This window comes from Kribbella sp. NPDC051587 (genome assembly GCF_044453945.1).
Classification (GTDB): Bacteria; Actinomycetota; Actinomycetes; order Propionibacteriales; family Kribbellaceae; genus Kribbella.
In genome coordinates, this window is record NZ_JBITDE010000015.1 from 34,024 (window position 1) to 50,412 (window position 16,389).

The following is a 16,389-nucleotide window of genomic DNA, read 5'->3' on the forward strand; positions in this document are numbered from 1 at the left end:
GTGTCCTCCGACTCTCTGCCGTTGGACCTGTCGGCCGGTGACAGCACCGTGCCGATCGTTGCCGAGGGCAAGGGGTTCGAGGTTCACCTGGTGAACTTCGACGGACCGTTCGACCTGCTGCTGCAGCTGATCAGCAAGCACAAGCTCGACATCACCGAGATCGCGTTGTCGGTGATCACCGACGACTTCATCGCGCACATCAAGGCTCTCGGGTCTGATTGGGATCTCGATCAGACGTCGGAGTTCCTGCTGATCGCGGCGACGTTGCTCGACCTGAAGGCTGCTCGGTTGTTGCCGAAGGGCGAGGTCGAGGACAGCGAGGATCTCGAGCTGCTCGAGGCGCGGGACCTGTTGTTCGCGCGGCTGTTGCAGTACCGGGCTTTCAAGCAGATCGCGGCGCTGGTGCAGGAGCGGATGGCGACGCAGGCCAAGAGCTTCCCGCGCGCTGTCGGCGTGGAGCCGCGGTTCGCGGAACTGCTGCCCGAGGTGCTGCTCGGTCTGGACCCGAACGGCCTGATGCTCCTTGCGCAGAAGGCGATGGCGCGCAAGGACATCGTCCCCGAGGGGGTATCCCTCGCCCACCTGCACGCGCCGGCGGTCACGGTTCGCGAGCAGGCGCTCGTGATTGTCGACCGGCTGCGGCGGCAGCGCACCACGACGTTCCGCATGCTCGTGTCGGACTCTCCGGACACAGTGACCACGGTCTGCCGGTTCCTGGCGCTGCTGGAGCTGTTCCGTTCGGCCGACGTGGCGTTCGACCAGGTGACGCCGCTCGGCGAACTCACCATCCGCTGGACCGGTACCGACGACGGCGAGATCGCCGTCAGCGACGAGTTCGACGAGGAGAGCCTCCCGGCCTCGGACGACGGCGAAGCCCCCGTTGTCACCGACGACGACTCCTTCCTCGAGCCCGGCGACTCCCTGACCGAAGACACCACCCCTGAGGCCCCCGCCCAGCCCGAACCACCCCACGAGACGGTGCCCCAGTGACCGAACACCCCCCAACAGACGAGCTGGACCCGCAACCCCCGTCGAAAGACGCGGACACGGTCACCACCTCCGACGTGGACGAAGTCTCAGCAGACGAAGCGGACGCACCCTCAGCGGTCGACACGGGTGCGGACGAGGATGCGGTCACCACCTCCGACGACCTCTCCACCGACACCCCCTCAGCGGAGGACGTGGACCCGGCGGACGCGGACGAGCCTTCAGCGGTCGACGCGGGTGCTGACGAGCTCACCACTGACAGCTCCTCAGCAGGGGATGCGGACGGACCTGCTGGTGAGCCCACGTCGGCTGACGGGCCTGCTGATGCTGCACCCACCTCCGAGGCCGGTACGCCGGACGGCGCCGCCCCGGATGCCGAGGACGCTCACCGGGAGACCGACGTACCGGGTGAGGACGCCGAGCTGGCGGACGTCGTACCGGGTGAGGACGCGGCACCGCAGGACGTCGTACCGGGTGAGGACGCTGAGGCGGCGGACGGCGTACCGGCTGATGAGGATCATTTGCCGCCGGGGCAGACGGAGGTGCCTACCGGCGACGAGGTGGTGATCGATGACGACACCATGCGGCGGGCGCTTGAGGCGATCTTGATGGTGACGGACGAGCCGTTGCCGGTGCTGACGTTGGCGCGGGCGGTGGGGCGGCCGACGGGTGAGGTGGCTGCTGCGCTGAGTGGGCTGTCGGCTGAGTACACCGAGCAGGGGCGTGGGTTCGACCTGCGCGAGATCGGTGGTGGGTGGCGGTACTACACGCGCCCGGAGGCTGCGGCGTTCGTTGAGCGGTTCGTGCTCGACGGGCAGCAGGCGCGGCTCACGCAGGCGGCGCTCGAGACGCTGTCGGTGGTTGCGTACAAGCAGCCGGTCAGCCGGGCGCGCGTCTCCGCGATCCGTGGTGTGAACGTGGACGGCGTCATGCGGACGCTGATCGCGCGGGGGCTCGTGGAAGAGGCCGGTTCGGATACCGACTCGCAGGCGACGCTCTACCGCACCACGTCGTACTTCCTCGAGCGGATGGGCATGCAGTCCCTCGACGACCTCCCCGAGCTCGCGCCGTACCTGCCCGACATGGACGACATCGAGGATGAGCTGGCCGCCCAGTCCCTCCCGCCGGCCACGGAGGAAGCAGCACCCGACGGTACGACGCCCGCCGAGCCCGAGCCCGAGGACGACAACACTCCCCTCGAGAACGACCTGGCCCCGGAGCCCGCCGCCCCAGCCCCCGAAGACGACGACGAGGACGACGAGTCCGAGTACGGTGAGACCGGCGTGGACGGCTCCGTCGACCTGACCCCCGAGGACGACGACGAGAGCGACGAGTCCGAGTACGGCGCGACCGCGGCCGGACCGGACGACGAGGCCTCGACCCTCAGCGACGACGAGGCCCCGAGCACCGACGAGCCTGCCGCGGACAGCGCCGACGACTCCGATGCCGACGGCTCCGGCGACTTCAGCGCCGAGAACTCCGGCGACGAGGTCGACGAGACTGACTCCGAGGAGAGTACGGACGAGACCGACTCCGACGGCGACGGGTCGCTGGGCTCGGGGGATGCGCCTAGTCGGTGGTACCCGTACGACCAGACTGCCGAGGAGATCGACTCCGCGGCCGACGTACCGAATGGTGATGGAGAGTTGCGTGAGCGGGGTGAGTGAGGACGAGGGGATTCGGCTGCAGAAGGCGTTGGCGCAGGCCGGGGTCGCGAGCCGGCGGAACGCCGAGATTCTGATCGAGCAGGGGCGCGTCGAGGTCGACGGCGCGGTGGTGACGGAGTTCGGGAAGCGGGTGGACCCGGCGGTCTCGGTCATCCGGGTGGATGGTGAGCGGATCCCGCCGACCAGCGCGCACGCGTACCTCGTGCTGAACAAGCCGCGCGGCGTCGTCACCACGATGTCCGATCCGCAGGGTCGTGCGTGCATCGCCGACTACGTGCAGGATCGCGAGGAGCGGCTGTTCCACATCGGCCGGCTCGACACCGACACCGAGGGTCTCCTGCTGCTCACGAATCACGGTGAGTTCGCGCACCGCCTCGCGCATCCGTCGTACGAGGTCTCCAAGACGTACGTCGCCGAGGTCGAGGGCAACGTGAAGCCGGGCACCCTGCGCCGTCTCCTCGACGGCGTCAACCTCGAGGACGGCCCGGCCCAGGCCGACACCGTCAAGGAAATGAGCAGCATCCGCGGCCGCACCCTGGTCCAGATCACCCTGCATGAGGGCCGCAACCGGATCGTCCGCCGCATGTTCGACGCCATCGGTCACCCGGTCAAGCGCCTTACCCGCACCGCCATCGGCCCGGTCCGGCGCGGCAACCTGCACACCGGCGAACTCCGCGAGCTCGACCCCAAGGAACTCGGCCAGCTCCTCGACATCGTCGATCTGTGAGCACCTCGCCGCAGACCACAAAGGGATAACGCCGGGCGGCGGCGCGCCTGAGACAGCGCACGGTTGTCGGAGGCGGGACGTAGTGTGGTGGATGTGAACCGGCGAATCTTCGGACTGGAGAACGAGTACGGCGTCACGTGTACCTTTCGCGGTCAGCGCCGACTGACCCCCGACGAGGTGGCGCGGTACCTGTTTCGGCGGGTTGTGTCCTGGGGGCGGAGCAGCAATGTCTTCCTCCGCAACGGGGCACGCCTCTACCTCGACGTGGGCTCCCACCCGGAGTACGCGACCGGCGAGTGTGACTCGGTCACCGACCTGATCGCGCACGACAAGGCCGGTGAGCGGATCCTCGAAGGGCTGCTGGTCGACGCACAGAAGCGGCTGCACGACGAAGGCATCTTCGGTGACGTCTACCTGTTCAAGAACAACACCGACTCGGCCGGTAACAGCTACGGCTGCCACGAGAACTACTTGGTCAGCCGGCACGGCGACTTCGCCAAGCTGGCCGATGTGCTGATCCCGTTCCTGGTCACCCGGCAGTTGATCTGCGGGGCCGGCAAGGTGCTGCAGACGCCGCGCGGTGCGGTGTACAGCGTGAGCCAGCGGGCCGAGCACATCTGGGAGGGCGTCTCCAGCGCGACCACGCGCTCCCGGCCGATCATCAACACCCGCGACGAGCCGCATGCGGACGCCGAGCGGTTCCGCCGGCTGCATGTGATCGTCGGCGACTCGAACATGTCCGAGACCACGATGCTGCTGAAGGTGGCCAGCACCGACCTGGTGCTGCGGATGATCGAGGCCGGCATCGTGATGCGCGACCTGACACTCGACAACCCGATCCGGGCGATCCGCGAGATCAGCCACGACATGACCGGTCGCCGCGAGGTGCGGCTGGCCAACGGTCGTGAGGCGAGCGCACTGGACATCCAGGGTGAGTACCTGAACAAGGCGCGCGACTTCGTCGACCGCCGCGAGCTGGGGACCCCTGCCGTGGAGCGGGCGCTGAACCTGTGGGAGCGCTGCCTGAAGGCGATCGAGTCCGGCGATCTGTCCGGGATCGAGCGCGAGATCGACTGGGTGATCAAGTACCGGTTGATCGAGCGCTACCGCCAGCAGAACAACCTCGGCCTGGCCAGCCCCCGGGTCGCCCAGCTCGACCTGGCGTACCACGACATCCACCGCCCGCGCGGGCTCTACTACCTGCTCGAGCGTCGGGGCGCGGTGACGCGAGTGGTCGACGACCTGCGCGTCTTCGAGGCCAAGTCGGTGCCGCCGCAAACCACGCGGGCGCGCCTGCGCGGCGAGTTCATCAAGCGGGCCCAAGAGCGCCGCCGCGACTTCACCGTCGACTGGGTGCACCTGAAGCTGAACGACCAGGCCCAGCGCACGGTCCTCTGCAAGGACCCGTTCAAGTCCCACGACGAGCGCGTCGAAAAGCTCATCGCCAGCATGTAGCCAATGCCTTAATCGAGTGCCCGGCCGATCTGGACCGTCTAGAAAGACTGCATGACGATCGAGATCCGGCCGGTTACTCATGCTGAGGCCAAGGAGTACCTGCGGGTGCTGCCGTGGGTGAACGGGTTGCCGCAGGAGGAACCTGAGCCTTCGGCTTGGTACGCCGGGCGCGCGGCTAATCCGCCGCAGCGCAAGGCGACGCCTGAGCAGCTCGACCGGTACGCCGATGAGCTGTTGACCGACTGGTTCCGTCCGCAGGCGGCGTTCGTGGACGGCAAGGTCGCCGGCGGGTCGGCGATCGTGTCGGTGGAGCTCACGTTGCCCGGTGGGCGACAGGTCCCGATGGGCGGCGTGACCTCGACCGGTGTGCTGCCGACGTACCGGCGTCGTGGGCTGCTGCGGAAGGTCATGGGTGCGATGCTCGATGACTGCCGTGAGCGGGGTGAGTTCCTGGCGGGGCTGAGTGCGAGTGAGGCGACGATCTACGGCCGGTACGGGTTCGGTCCCGCGACCTTCCAGCACCGGTGGGAGGTCCGTCGTACCGACGTTGCTTTCCAGACGCCCTTCACCGACCCGGGACGGTTGGATTTGGTGGAGGGTGCTGAGGCAGCGGCTGTGTGGCCGGTGCTGCATGAGCAGGTGCGCGCTGTGCGCGTCGGTGAGGTCAGTCCGCTGCCAGGCAAGTGGAGTGGTCTAAGTGACGCGTACCACCTCGTCCACCGTGACGCTGCAGGACAGGCGGACGGCGCAGCGATCTTCCAGCTGCCCTGGTCGCCGGATCCCGAGTACGCGGGTGAGCTGCAGGTAGAGGCCTTCGAAGCGCTCAACCACGACGCCTACCGCGCACTGTGGGGTCTACTGCTCGACTTCGATCTCACCAAGCGGGTGGTGGCAGCACGGAGACCAGTGGACGAACCACTCCGCTGGATGTTGACGAACTCGCGGGCACTCAAGCTCGCCCGCACGCGTGACAACCTCTGGCTGAACATCCTCGACGTACAACGCGCATTAACAGCCCGTACCTACGCAGCGACCGATTCACTGGTGCTGGAAGTCGACGGTGTGCGGTGGCGCCTTGAGACCAACGAAAGCGAAGCAGCCTGTACGGCGGCGCCCGGGGCGGCTGCGGACGTCAGCCTGACCGTGAGTGAGCTGGGATCGCTGTATCTGGGCGGAGTCCGGCCCAGCGAGTTCCGAGACGCCGGCCGGCTCACCGAGCACACCAGCGGCGCTGTGTCTCGGCTTGACGCTGTGTTGCGACCAGACCGCGCTCCGCACAACGCGGTGGGCTTCTGAGCGGTGTGACTGTACGTGGTGTGACCCAACGGTGACGCATGCGGCCGGTGGCGTGGTTGCGTGTGCAGGCTAGGGTGGTCCGCGTTGTTGCCCGTCGATCGAATGGCGCAGACCGCGCCGGGATGTTTCGAGGTGCTGGTTCGTGCGCAAGTTGCTGAGTCTGGTCGCAGTCGTGGCCCTGGGGTCTTCGATGGTGGCCTGCGGTTCCGACAAGAAGGACGAGTTCGGGGCCGGTGGGGTCAAGGTGACGTCGGACTTCGGTCAGAAGCCGACCATCACGCACCGCGAGGGTGAGCCCGACAAGGCTCTGGTGACCGAGGTCCTCAAGGAGGGCGACGGTCCCGAGGTGAAGAAGGGTGAGCTGCTCACCGCGAACTACCTCGGCCAGATCTGGCGCGACGGCAAGGTCTTCGACAACTCCTACGACCGTGGCGCGCCGTCGTCGTTCCCGATCGGTACCGGCGGCGTCATCCCCGGCTGGGACGAGGGCCTGGTCGGCAAGAAGATCGGCAGCCGGGTGATGCTCTCGATCCCGTCCGACAAGGGTTACAAGGCAACGGGCAACGAGCAGGCTGGTATCAAGGGTGACGACACGCTGATCTTCGTCGTCGACCTGGTCGGTGCCGCGGCCAACGACACCAAGCTCGACGCCGAGCCCGCGACCTCCGCAGACACCAAGATCAAGGTCACCGGCGAGCTGAACGCCGAGCCCAAGGTCACCGTGCCGGCCGGCACCAAGCCGCCGGCGAAGCCGGGCAAGCCGGTCGTGATCGCGCTCGGCAAGGGCAAGCCGGTCGAGAAGGCCAGCCAGCTGATCGGCCGCTACGTCGTCTTCGACTACACCGGCAAGAAGCAGGCCAGCACCTGGGACGGCCAGCCCGCCAGCCAGACCGCACCGGCTCAGCCGGGCGCCCCGACCGACCAGCTCCAGGTCGGCCCCGGCCCGGGTGGCCAGGCCGGTGCACTCGACGGCCTCGCCGGGATCCCGGTCGGCAGCCGCGTGCTCGTCGAGCTCCCCGCGACCAAGGACGCCAAGGGCAAGGCCGTCAACGCCTTCGCCGTCATCGACATCCTGAACGCCTTCCCGGCCCCGAAGCAGCAGCCGCAGCCGGGCCAGTAGTTCTTCCCGAGGACGGCCTGACCACCTGAGGTGGTCAGGCCGTTTTTGCGTTGTGGCGGAACCAGCGGGTGGTTTCGGGGGTGAAGGTCAGTAGGAGCGCTGTGAGCACTGCGGTGATGTGCACGCTGCGCAGTACGACGGTGAGGACGAAGTCGGCCGTCCAGTTGAGGCTGGCGAGGTCGTGGTCGAGGAGCCAGCCGATGGGGCCGACCACGAGGGAGGCGATGCCGACGGTGCCGAGGAGGCCGGCCAGGAGGTAGCGGGCCCAGTTGACGCCGTACCGGAAGTAGCGGTCGATGACGACGAAGAGGCCGCCGTAGATCAGGGTGCGGATGGCGATCTGGGCGGCGATGCCTGTCATGGGGGCGTGGTCGCCGACGGCGCCGACGACTCCGACCACGGACTCCGCGACGCCGGTGGCGACGGCGAGCAGCCACAGCATGGTGGCCCACCGCGCGGTCAGCGGTGCTTGGGAGGGAGCGAGGACTGTCATGCTCCCAGAGTCGCCCGGTACGGCGTCGCGCTCAGGAGCCCTGTGACCACACTCCGAGTGGTGCTACCTCTACTTCGGTACGTCGACCAGACCGGCCGCGTGGCGACCCGCAGCGGCCGCGGCCTCGAAGTAAGCGCGGTCCTCGTCGAGTGAGCGGCCCATGGTGGACAGCTTCACCGGGGCGGCCAGCATGGCGTCGTACAGGCCGTCTACACCGACCCGTACGACGCGGTGGCGAGCTTTGAGCGGTTCGGCCGCGTCACGGACCGCATCACCGAAGTCGCCGTCCAGATCCGGTACGACGACGTCCGCCCGCTGCAGTGCGACCCGGCCGTACGCCGTGAGGCTGTGATGCGAGATCCCGCGATGACGTGGTCGCGGATCAGCCTCGGAGATCCGCAGCGACGCCACCGCCCGACCACCGAGCGTCTCGACCGCATTGACCGCCTCACCCGACTGGACTCCGCTGAAGCCCCAGCGAGTCCCCGTCCCCAGGTTGCCCGGTCCCTGCGTCAGTACGACGAGCTCCGCCGCCAGCACGTTCACCGCGGTCAGCAGCCCGGTGTGAACCGTGACGGCTTCCCGGTCACCGCCGTACGCCTGGCCGACCGTCACAGTGCCGCTCAGCCAGCTACTGTCGCGCAACGCCGCCACAGTCCGCGAGAACGCGATTGGCAACGCCCCACCGTCAGTCATCACATAGACGACCCGAGTGTTCGGCCGCGCCTCATAGACCCCAGCCAGTACGGCGGGCAGCGCGGAGTGCAGGTCAGCCACGACCACCGGCGTACCGAAGAGGTCGTCGGCATCGCGCAGTACGTCGTGGTCCGGCGACTCCTGGTCGTCCGCGCCCATGACCATCGCCTGCAACGGTGTGTAGCGCGCCTTCACCAGATGACCGCCCTCTGGCGGGTCCTCCGGCAGCCGGTCGGGTAGGGCGACCACCATGGCGTAGCCGCCGGTCCCGAGCCCCTTGTCGAGCGCTCCGACGTTCAGCAGCACGCGGTCACCCACCACCGGCGTACCGACGAGCTCTGGGTAGGCCAGCGCCCGCACGGGCTGCTCTCCGACCAGCACCGTCAGCTCGACCGCACCTGTCCAACTCCGACCGACCTGCGACACCACACCATCACGCCAGCGAATCACAGGCCGACACTAGTCGTCCGAACACCTGTTCGGTGGGGGAGGAGGGTTTTGGCCGCGGAAGGCCGTAAGGTGGTCGGGTGTCGGCGCGCAAGAGTGAGCGACTGCTCAACGTGGTCATCTGCCTGCTGGTCGCGCGCACCTACGTGACGAAAGAGCGTATCCGCGAGGTCGTCGAGGGGTACGCGGGCCAGACCGACGATGCCTTCGAGAAGATGTTCGAGCGCGACAAGGACGAGCTGCGCGACCTCGGCATCCCGATCGAGATGGGCACGATCGACAAGTTCTTCTCCGACGACGTCGGCTACCGGATCCGCCGGGACGTCTTCGAGCTGCCGGAAGTGCAGCTCGAGCCGGACGAGGCCGCCGTACTGGGCGTCGCGGCTCGCGTCTGGCAGCACGCTGGGCTGTCCGAGGCGACCACGTCGGCAGTGCTCAAGCTGAAGGCGGCCGGAATTCAGACCGACCAGTCTGCGCTGAGCGCGATCGAGCCACATGTCGGAGCGTCGGAGCCGGCCTTCGACACCGTCTGGTCGGCTGTGGTCAGCCGGACGGCAGTGCGGTTCCAGTTCCTCCGCAGCGGCGCCACCGAGCCCATGACGCGGACTCTGGAGCCCTGGGGCATCGTGTCCTGGCACGGCCGTTGGTACGTCGTCGGCCGCGACCGGGACCGGGAAGCGACCCGCATGTTCCGGCTGTCCCGCATCGGCGCTGACGTGAAGACAGTCGGCGACGCAGGAGCGTTCACCGTCCCGGAGGGCACCGACCTGCGCTCGCTGGTCTCAGAGCTGGCACCGCCGCGTCCGACGTCCGAGGCGAAGGTCCGGGCCCGCACCGGCTCGTGTGTCAGCCTGCGCCGTCGCGCCAATGCCATCGAGCCGTACGAGGAGGGCTGGGACCTCCTCCACGTCCCGTACGCCGACTCCGCCGTACTGGCTGAGGAGATCGCGTCATACGGTCCGGATGCCGTGGTCGAGGGCCCTGGGGACGTGCTGGACGGTGTGCTGTGGAGACTCCGGACGGTGGCCGGTGTCTAACGCACGTGACCAGGTACAGCGGCTGCTCGCCCTGGTGCCGTACCTGCGGGAGAACGACGGAGCTCGCGTCGACGACGTCGCGAAGGAGTTCGGCGTCCGGCCGAAGCAGATCCTCGCGGACCTGAAGGTGCTGTGGTTCTGCGGTCTGCCCGGCGCTCAGATGGGCGATCTGATCGAGATCGACATCGAGTCCGCCGAGGGCGAAGGCGTCATCCACATCAACAACGCCGACTACCTGGCGCGGCCGCTGCGGCTGGCCGCTGACGAGGCGCTGGCGCTGCTGACCGCACTGCGGACGCTGCGCGAGGTGACTGCCGGTCACGACCGCGATGCGGTGGACCGGGCGATCGCCAAGCTGGAGACAGCTGCTGGTGAGGCTGCCGCGGCGCACGAGGGCTCCGCCGCCCACGTGCACGTCGAGCCGACCCGACCGGAGATCGCCGAGACGGTCAACCGCGCTCTGGCTGGGAAGAGGCGCTTGCACCTCACGTACGACGTACCGTCGCGGGACGAGACCACTGAGCGCGACGTGGACCCGATGCGGCTGGTTGTGTCCGATGGGCGCAGCTATCTGGAGGCGTGGTGCCGGCTGGCGGAGGACGTGCGGCTGTTCCGGCTGGACCGGATCGCCGCGGTCAAGCTGCTCGACCTGCCGAGTGAACCGCCGCCGGAGGCGACTCCGCGGGACCTGTCCAACGGCATGTTCCAGCCGTCGGAGCGTGACCTGCTGGCGACGATCCGGCTGGCGCCTCCGGCCCGCTGGGTCGCGGAGTACTACCCGAACGAGTCGGTCGAGGAGGGGCCCGAAGGCTCGCTCATCGTCAAGCTTCGGGTCGCCGACATCGCCTGGCTGCAGCGTCTGGTCCTCCGCCTCGGCGGTGCGGCCACGGTGCTCGATCCGCCCGACCTGAGCAGTCAGATCGCCGAGACGGCCCGCGAAGCGCTCTCGGCGTACGACTTCTAGCCCTGGCTGAGCAGTCGCTCCAGCGGGACCCGAAAGCGGGGTGTTACCCGGACTCCGGCCAGCCACGTGGTCCAGCGAGCGGCCTCTGCCTCGACCATGGTCTGCGTCTCGCGGCCGACGTCATCGAGCATCTGGAAGCGCACCTCACCTGACTCCGGCTGGCCCCAGCCGCCGATGATCCGGCCGTCGGCCCAGACCGTCGGACCGATGTTGCCGGTGCTGTCGAACAGCCTGGCCTTGTGCTCGCCGAGGTACCAGCCGCGGTCCTTCCAGCCCATCGGCGTCGGGTCCAGCGCCGGCAGGAACGCCACCCACGGCTCGACCGGAACCTCGGGCTCCTCGTCACCAGGCAGCACGTAGCCCACTTGACCGTCCAGATCGACCTCTACGGCCTCCACCGCCGCCAGTGCCTTCTTCGTCTGACCACCTGTCCAGCCGGTCCACCACTGCAGGTCTGCCGCCGTACCGGGCCCGAACGACGTCAGCCACGCGCGTGCGAGCGTCACTCGGGCCTCCTCGGCCACGGGCTTGTCGCCCAGACCACCGGTCAGCCAGTCCGCCGCAGGAGACCACTGGTGCTGGCTGCTCAGCCAGGTGCCGAGAGGCCGGCCGCGGACGATCCGGCCCTCAGCAGCGAGCAGGAACAGCACCCGGCTGGTCACATACGGCGCAGCGGCGTACGCCTTGCCCTCAGCCATGTTGAGCCGGGTCCGCAACCGGGGCTCGTCCGCTGACAGCTCCTGGGCAGTGGCCGAGCCCCGGAGCGCCAGCGCGGTCGCCGTGGACTCCTCGACGGTCTGCAGCCACGTGCCGCAGCTCTCCGCATCGTCGGCCACTCCGGCCTCAGCGAGGTGCTTGACAAGCAGTCTGCGCTGTTTGACCGCAATGTCGTCCGCACAGGCGGCCTGGATGACCGGCCCGAAAGACGTCGGTACGACGAACACGGTCCGGCGCATGCCCAACATGCGGATGAGTGAGCGGTCGTCGTACAGGGCACGCTCTGTAGCTGCGACGTCACTGCCTGGCACTCGCGCAGCCACGGACAAGTGCACGGTGGCCGGATCCGTGGCGTGCAACGCGACCATCGCGGCAGCGGCCTCAGCCGCGTCCGCCGCCTGGTTCGACGCTGCGAGACGGTGCCGGCGCCCGATCCGCGCCCGCCGCTCCTCGACCCCGATCTGCCGCATCCCGCCCTTTCGAGTCACCGGTGGACACCTGGTTTTACCATCACGTTCCGACACCGTTGTCGGCCGGGACGCCCCGGCCGAGGTGGGTTGCGGCGAGGGACCGGCTAGGCTCCTTGTTATGTTCTGGCTCTTGCTCTTCCTCGCGGTCGTGGCGGTGTGGCTCCTGGTCCTCGCCCTGCTCGCGAAGAAGTTGTGGGGCAAGTCCAAGGCGCTGCTGCGTGAGTTGGGTGCCGCTCAGTCCAAGCTGGACGGTGCGATGTCGTCACCGGCCGCCGTCCAGCAGCCTCGCGCGGACGACCGGGTCCGGGCGTAGTATCCGTCTCGAAACTCCGGCGTCAGCCTCGAGTAGAAGTTCTGTGAAAGGGAGACCGACATGAACCCGCTCATCACGATGCCCTCGGGCGCCGAGTGGCTGGTCGTCCTCGCGATCGTCGTGCTGCTCTTCGGATCGACCAAGCTGCCGCAGCTGGTTCGCCAGCTGGGGAAGTCGAAGAAGATCTGGGAGGACGAGGTCGGCACCCGCAAGAAGGACGCGGAGCTGACCGACGAGGCCAGTGTGCCGCCGGCCCAGGCCCCGGTGCAGCAGGCGGCCCCGCAGGCGCAGACCCAGCCGAACCAGGCCAACAGCCAGGCGCCCGGCGACGGTCTGCCGCCCACGCACACCGCCAACTGAGCCCGAGTAGTACGTCTTGTCGATGGTGAGGTTCGGACGGCGCAAGGAGAAGAAGGAGCGCCGCCCGAAGGACGAAGAGGGTCGGATGACCCTGCGCGAGCACATTGTCGAGCTCCGGAACCGGTTGCTCATCAGCGTGCTCGCAATTGTGGTGTGCACGATCGCCGCCTGGTTCTTCTACAACGAGGCGTTCAACTTCCTCACCAAGCCGTTCAACACCGCGATCAGGCCGTACGCCGAGGCGCGGGCGCTGAAGCCTCAGCTCACGCTCCAGGGTGTCGGTGATCCGCTGACGTTCCGGATCAAGGTCTCGGCGATGATGGGTCTGGTCGCATCCGGCCCGGTGTGGCTGTTCCAGCTGTGGGCGTTCATCGCCCCCGGCCTGCACCGCAACGAGAAGAAGTGGGCGTACCTGTTCGCCGCGATCGCCGCGCCGCTGTTCGCCAGCGGTCTCGCGGTCGCGTACTGGACGCTGCCGAAGGGTATCGAGATCCTGCTCGGGTTCACCCCCGAGGCGATCCAGAACCTGGTGGAGATCAGCAAGTACCTCGACTTCGTGATCCGGACGATGCTGGTCTTCGGCATCGCGTTCCTGATACCGCTGGTCGTCGTCCTGCTGAATATGCTCGGCATCGTCCCGGCCGCCGCGCTCGGGAAGTTCCGGCCGTACATCATCCTGGTCATCTTCGTGTTCGCCGCGGTGGCGACGCCGTCCGGTGACCCGTTCACGATGTGTCTGCTGGCGGTCCCGATGTGTCTGCTGTTCTTCGTGGCCGAGGTGATTGCCCGCATCAACGACCGCCGTCGTAAGGTTCGCGGCGAAGAGCTCGAAGCCGCCTAGTGGGGCGCAGGATCGCGCTGGTGGTCAACCCCACCAGCGGGCGCGGCCTGGGTGCTCGGGTGGCTCCGGTGGTCCGGGCGCGGCTGGAGTCCGCCGGGCTGACCGTCGACAGTTACGAGACCACCTGCGCCGAGGACGTCGGCCGGATCTCGGCCGACGTGGTCAGCAGCGGTGCGGATGCGGTCGCCCTGATCGGTGGCGACGGCACGATCCACCTCGGGGCGCAGGTGCTGGCCAAGTCCGGGATGCCGTTCGGCGTCATCCCGGCCGGGACCGGTAACGACTTCGCCCGCGGCCTCGGCGTACCGCTGAAGGATCCGGCTGCGGCGGCCGACCTCATCGTGGCCGGCCAGACCCGCACGATCGACCTCGCGGTGGCCAAGGACGAGTTCATCACCACCGTCGTGGCCGGCGGCTTCGACTCGCTCGTGAACCGGCGGGCCAACGCGATGAGCTGGCCCAAGGGCAATGCCCGCTACACCGTCGCCACCTTGGCCGAGCTGCGCACGTTCACGCCGCTCGAGTACGTCATCACGATCGACGACCAGGTGATCGAGGGCCCGGCGATGCTCGTCGCGGTCGGCACCGGACCGACGTACGGCGGGGGACTGCAGATCTGCAAGGGCGCGGACATCGCCGACGGACTGCTCGACATCACGATCATCCAGCCGGTCTCGCGGCTGACGCTGCTGCAGATGTTCCCCAAGCTCGGCAAGGGCACGCATCTCGGGCATCCCGCCGTGCGTACGTACCGGGGGCGGTCCGTGCGGATCGAGTCGCCCGGCATCACCGCGTACGGCGATGGTGAACCCCTCGGCCCGCTCCCTGTGGACATCACCATCGCGCCGGGCGCACTCACCGTTCTCGCCTGATCGCGCTCGGCTCACAAACATTTGTTCGCGAACTATTCTCAACTCTGCTCTCCATCTGATAGTAAAGCTTCCTATCAGTTGCAGTCCTCTGGAACGCCCCCTCGGAGGTACACATCATGGAGAACCGCCCCACCCGCAGGAGTGCGCTCCTGCTCGGTCTCAGCCTCGCCGCCGTCCCGGCCGCCGCGACGCTCGCCACCCGGCTCGCCCCGGCCGCCGACGCCGCCGTCCAGGCCGTCAACCTCGACGATCCCGCGAAGAAGGAGATCGCGATGAAGATCGTCTGCAGCGCGGAGAACTCCTCGCTGGACTGGAAGGCGCAGTACAAGTACATCGAGGACATCGACGACGGCCGCGGCTACACCGCGGGCATCATCGGGTTCTGCTCGGGCACGCACGACATGCTCGAACTGGTCGAGCTCTACGCGAACCGCAAGTCCGGCAACATCCTGGCCAAGTACCTCCCGGCGCTGCGCCGGGTGGACGGCAGCGACTCGCACTCCGGTCTCGACCCGAACTACACCAAGGACTGGGCCACCGCCGCCAAGGACACCGTCTTCCAGCAGTGCCAGAACGACGAGCGCGACCGGGTCTACTTCAACCCGGCCGTCTCCCGCGGCAAGTCCGACGGCATCCGCGCCCTCGGCCAGTTCTGCTACTACGACGCGATCGTCATGCACGGTGACGGCGACGACGGCACCAGCTTCGGAGGGATCCGCAAGCGCGCCCTGGGCAAGGCCAAGCCGCCGGCCCAGGGTGGCAACGAGACCACCTGGCTGAACGCTTTCCTGGACGCCCGCGTCTGGGCGATGAAGCAGGAAGAGGCTCACAGCGACACCAGCCGCGTCGACACCGCGCAGCGCGTCTGGCTCCGCAACGGCAACCTCGACCTCAACACCCCGCTCGACTGGAAGGTCTACGGCGACAGCTACCACATCGGCTGACGTCCCCTGCTCAGCTGCCGGACCCCACACCACCAGGGTGGGGTCCGGTGTTTTTGTGAAGACGCCATGAAGCGCCGCGTGGTCAGATAGCCGCATGAGTCGTGAAGACCGCGCAATCGCGCGTCAGGTGCTGGACAAGGGCAAGGTCGGGCAGTCCCACGAGGAACTGCGCGCCGACTTCAACGGCCGGTTCTCGGTCCTTCCGCTGGGCGATGACGTCACTCTCACGCCGCGCACGCTCGGGGGAGTGCCTGCGCTCGATGTGGTGGTGGAGGGCGCTCAGGGCGACGGAGTGATCCTCTACCTGCACGGTGGCGCGTATGTGGTCGGCAACGCGCGGACCGGGGCGAACCTGGCCGCACCGCTGGCCCGGCGGGTCGGCGTACCGGCTGTGTCGCTGGACTACCGGCCGGCGCCGGAGGACCCGTTCCCGGCCGCGGTGGACGACGCACTGGCCGCGTACCGCGAGCTGGCGGGGCAGAACGTCGTACTGGCTGGAGACTCAGCTGGTGGTGGGCTGGCGCTCGCACTCCTGCTGGCTGCGCGGCGCGAGGGCTTGCCGCTACCTGCTGGCGCCGTGCTGTTCTCGCCGTGGACCGATCTGACCCTGAGCGGTGCCAGCATCGATGCGCGCGCTGACTTCGACCCCCTGTTCAGCAGGGAGAACATGGCGGAGTCGGCTGCGTTGTACGTGAGCGAAGCGGAGGCTGGTACCGAGCTAGCCAGCCCGGTGCTGGCGGATCTGACGGGGCTGCCGCCGCTGCTGATTCAGGTCGGTACGGCGGAGGTGCTGCTGGACGACTCGCTCCGGCTGGTGACGCGAGCGGCGGAGTGTGAGGTCGATGTGAGCCTGGATGTGGTTGCCGGTGCGCCCCATGTCTTCCAGTACTTCGCCGGGATGATGCCGGAGGCCGACGAAGCGCTGGATCACGCGGCCGCGTTCCTGAAGGCCCGCCTGGCGCGGTAAGTGCGTGGGTTTTTGG

The 16,389-nt window shown here is 68.2% G+C and carries 17 protein-coding genes; 14 read left to right on the forward strand and 3 right to left on the reverse strand.

Going from position 1 to position 16,389, the window contains the following annotated elements; all coding sequences use genetic code 11:
* The 6 genes from ACIA49_RS35955 to ACIA49_RS35980 all read left to right on the forward strand — a co-directional run bounded on the left by ACIA49_RS35955 (position 1) and on the right by ACIA49_RS35980 (position 7,252).
* Positions 1–990: a segregation and condensation protein A gene (locus tag ACIA49_RS35955; protein ID WP_396382713.1), complete on the forward strand. Its 990-nt coding sequence runs from the start codon at positions 1–3 to the stop codon at positions 988–990.
* Positions 987–2,654 (forward strand): SMC-Scp complex subunit ScpB, encoded by a 1,668-nt coding sequence (gene scpB / locus ACIA49_RS35960; protein WP_396382715.1) that lies wholly within the window; start codon positions 987–989, stop codon positions 2,652–2,654. Before ACIA49_RS35955 ends, scpB begins: the two co-directional genes overlap by 4 nt.
* Positions 2,647–3,381, forward strand: a complete 735-nt coding sequence (locus ACIA49_RS35965) for a pseudouridine synthase (RefSeq protein ID WP_391547728.1) — start codon at positions 2,647–2,649, stop codon at positions 3,379–3,381. Before scpB ends, ACIA49_RS35965 begins: the two co-directional genes overlap by 8 nt.
* A gap of 93 nt (positions 3,382–3,474) precedes the next feature.
* On the forward strand, positions 3,475–4,836 hold the full coding sequence (gene pafA, locus ACIA49_RS35970; protein WP_325056951.1) for a Pup--protein ligase: 1,362 nt from the start codon (positions 3,475–3,477) through the stop codon (positions 4,834–4,836).
* A 51-nt stretch (positions 4,837–4,887) separates the two neighbouring features.
* Positions 4,888–6,132, forward strand: coding sequence for a GNAT family N-acetyltransferase (locus ACIA49_RS35975; RefSeq protein ID WP_396382717.1), 1,245 nt, complete (start codon positions 4,888–4,890; stop codon positions 6,130–6,132).
* 142 nt (positions 6,133–6,274) lie between these two features.
* Positions 6,275–7,252, forward strand: coding sequence for an FKBP-type peptidyl-prolyl cis-trans isomerase (locus ACIA49_RS35980; protein WP_396382718.1), 978 nt, complete (start codon positions 6,275–6,277; stop codon positions 7,250–7,252).
* A 34-nt stretch (positions 7,253–7,286) separates the two neighbouring features.
* On the opposite strand, the gene ACIA49_RS35985 is transcribed toward ACIA49_RS35980, so the two are convergent.
* Positions 7,287–7,745, reverse strand: a complete 459-nt coding sequence (locus ACIA49_RS35985; protein ID WP_396382720.1) for a hypothetical protein — start codon at positions 7,743–7,745, stop codon at positions 7,287–7,289.
* Between the two features lie 69 nt (positions 7,746–7,814).
* The gene (locus tag ACIA49_RS35990; protein ID WP_396382722.1) at positions 7,815–8,891 is read right to left on the reverse strand and encodes a DUF3866 family protein; all 1,077 of its coding nucleotides are present in this window, start codon (positions 8,889–8,891) and stop codon (positions 7,815–7,817) included.
* A gap of 77 nt (positions 8,892–8,968) precedes the next feature.
* Here ACIA49_RS35990 and ACIA49_RS35995 point away from each other — a divergent pair, with 77 nt between their 5' ends.
* Together ACIA49_RS35995 and ACIA49_RS36000 are read left to right on the forward strand one after the other, a co-directional pair.
* On the forward strand, positions 8,969–9,925 hold the full coding sequence (locus tag ACIA49_RS35995; RefSeq protein WP_396382723.1) for a helix-turn-helix transcriptional regulator: 957 nt from the start codon (positions 8,969–8,971) through the stop codon (positions 9,923–9,925).
* Entirely contained in the window at positions 9,918–10,889 is a 972-nt protein-coding gene (locus tag ACIA49_RS36000) for a helix-turn-helix transcriptional regulator (protein WP_396382724.1), read from the forward strand. Before ACIA49_RS35995 ends, ACIA49_RS36000 begins: the two co-directional genes overlap by 8 nt.
* On the opposite strand, the gene ACIA49_RS36005 is transcribed toward ACIA49_RS36000, so the two are convergent.
* Complete coding sequence (locus ACIA49_RS36005) at positions 10,886–12,094, reverse strand: winged helix DNA-binding domain-containing protein (RefSeq protein WP_396382725.1); 1,209 nt, start codon at positions 12,092–12,094, stop codon at positions 10,886–10,888. The two genes, ACIA49_RS36000 and ACIA49_RS36005, sit on opposite strands and share 4 nt — an antisense overlap.
* Before the next feature lie 100 nt (positions 12,095–12,194).
* On the opposite strand from ACIA49_RS36005, the gene ACIA49_RS36010 reads away from it, so the two are divergent.
* From ACIA49_RS36010 to ACIA49_RS36035, 6 genes are all read left to right on the forward strand, one after another.
* The gene (locus tag ACIA49_RS36010; RefSeq protein ID WP_396382727.1) at positions 12,195–12,389 is read left to right on the forward strand and encodes a hypothetical protein; all 195 of its coding nucleotides are present in this window, start codon (positions 12,195–12,197) and stop codon (positions 12,387–12,389) included.
* A 60-nt stretch (positions 12,390–12,449) separates the two neighbouring features.
* A complete protein-coding gene (locus tag ACIA49_RS36015; RefSeq protein ID WP_396382729.1) occupies positions 12,450–12,749 on the forward strand; it encodes a twin-arginine translocase TatA/TatE family subunit in 300 nt (99 codons plus the stop codon).
* Between the two features lie 22 nt (positions 12,750–12,771).
* Positions 12,772–13,590 (forward strand): twin-arginine translocase subunit TatC, encoded by an 819-nt coding sequence (gene tatC / locus ACIA49_RS36020; RefSeq protein ID WP_396382730.1) that lies wholly within the window; start codon positions 12,772–12,774, stop codon positions 13,588–13,590.
* Positions 13,591–13,610: 20 nt separating this feature from the next.
* A complete protein-coding gene (locus ACIA49_RS36025; protein ID WP_396382731.1) occupies positions 13,611–14,462 on the forward strand; it encodes a diacylglycerol/lipid kinase family protein in 852 nt (283 codons plus the stop codon).
* A 116-nt stretch (positions 14,463–14,578) separates the two neighbouring features.
* A complete protein-coding gene (locus ACIA49_RS36030) occupies positions 14,579–15,406 on the forward strand; it encodes a chitosanase (RefSeq protein WP_396382733.1) in 828 nt (275 codons plus the stop codon).
* A gap of 94 nt (positions 15,407–15,500) precedes the next feature.
* Entirely contained in the window at positions 15,501–16,373 is an 873-nt protein-coding gene (locus tag ACIA49_RS36035) for an alpha/beta hydrolase (protein WP_396382735.1), read from the forward strand.
* Positions 16,374–16,389: the final 16 nt, after the last annotated feature.

What these genes read in the sequence shown, in the direction of transcription:
- ACIA49_RS35975 (WP_396382717.1), top strand. Translation starts at nt 4,888, where the DNA reads ATGACGATCGAGATCCGGCCGGTTACTCATGCTGAGGCCAAGGAGTAC.
- ACIA49_RS35985 (WP_396382720.1), bottom strand. Translation starts at nt 7,745, where the DNA reads ATGACAGTCCTCGCTCCCTCCCAAGCACCGCTGACCGCGCGGTGGGCC.
- ACIA49_RS36010 (WP_396382727.1), top strand. Translation starts at nt 12,195, where the DNA reads ATGTTCTGGCTCTTGCTCTTCCTCGCGGTCGTGGCGGTGTGGCTCCTG.
- ACIA49_RS36015 (WP_396382729.1), top strand. Translation starts at nt 12,450, where the DNA reads ATGAACCCGCTCATCACGATGCCCTCGGGCGCCGAGTGGCTGGTCGTC.
- tatC (WP_396382730.1), top strand. Translation starts at nt 12,772, where the DNA reads ATGGTGAGGTTCGGACGGCGCAAGGAGAAGAAGGAGCGCCGCCCGAAG.
- ACIA49_RS36030 (WP_396382733.1), top strand. Translation starts at nt 14,579, where the DNA reads ATGGAGAACCGCCCCACCCGCAGGAGTGCGCTCCTGCTCGGTCTCAGC.
- ACIA49_RS36035 (WP_396382735.1), top strand. Translation starts at nt 15,501, where the DNA reads ATGAGTCGTGAAGACCGCGCAATCGCGCGTCAGGTGCTGGACAAGGGC.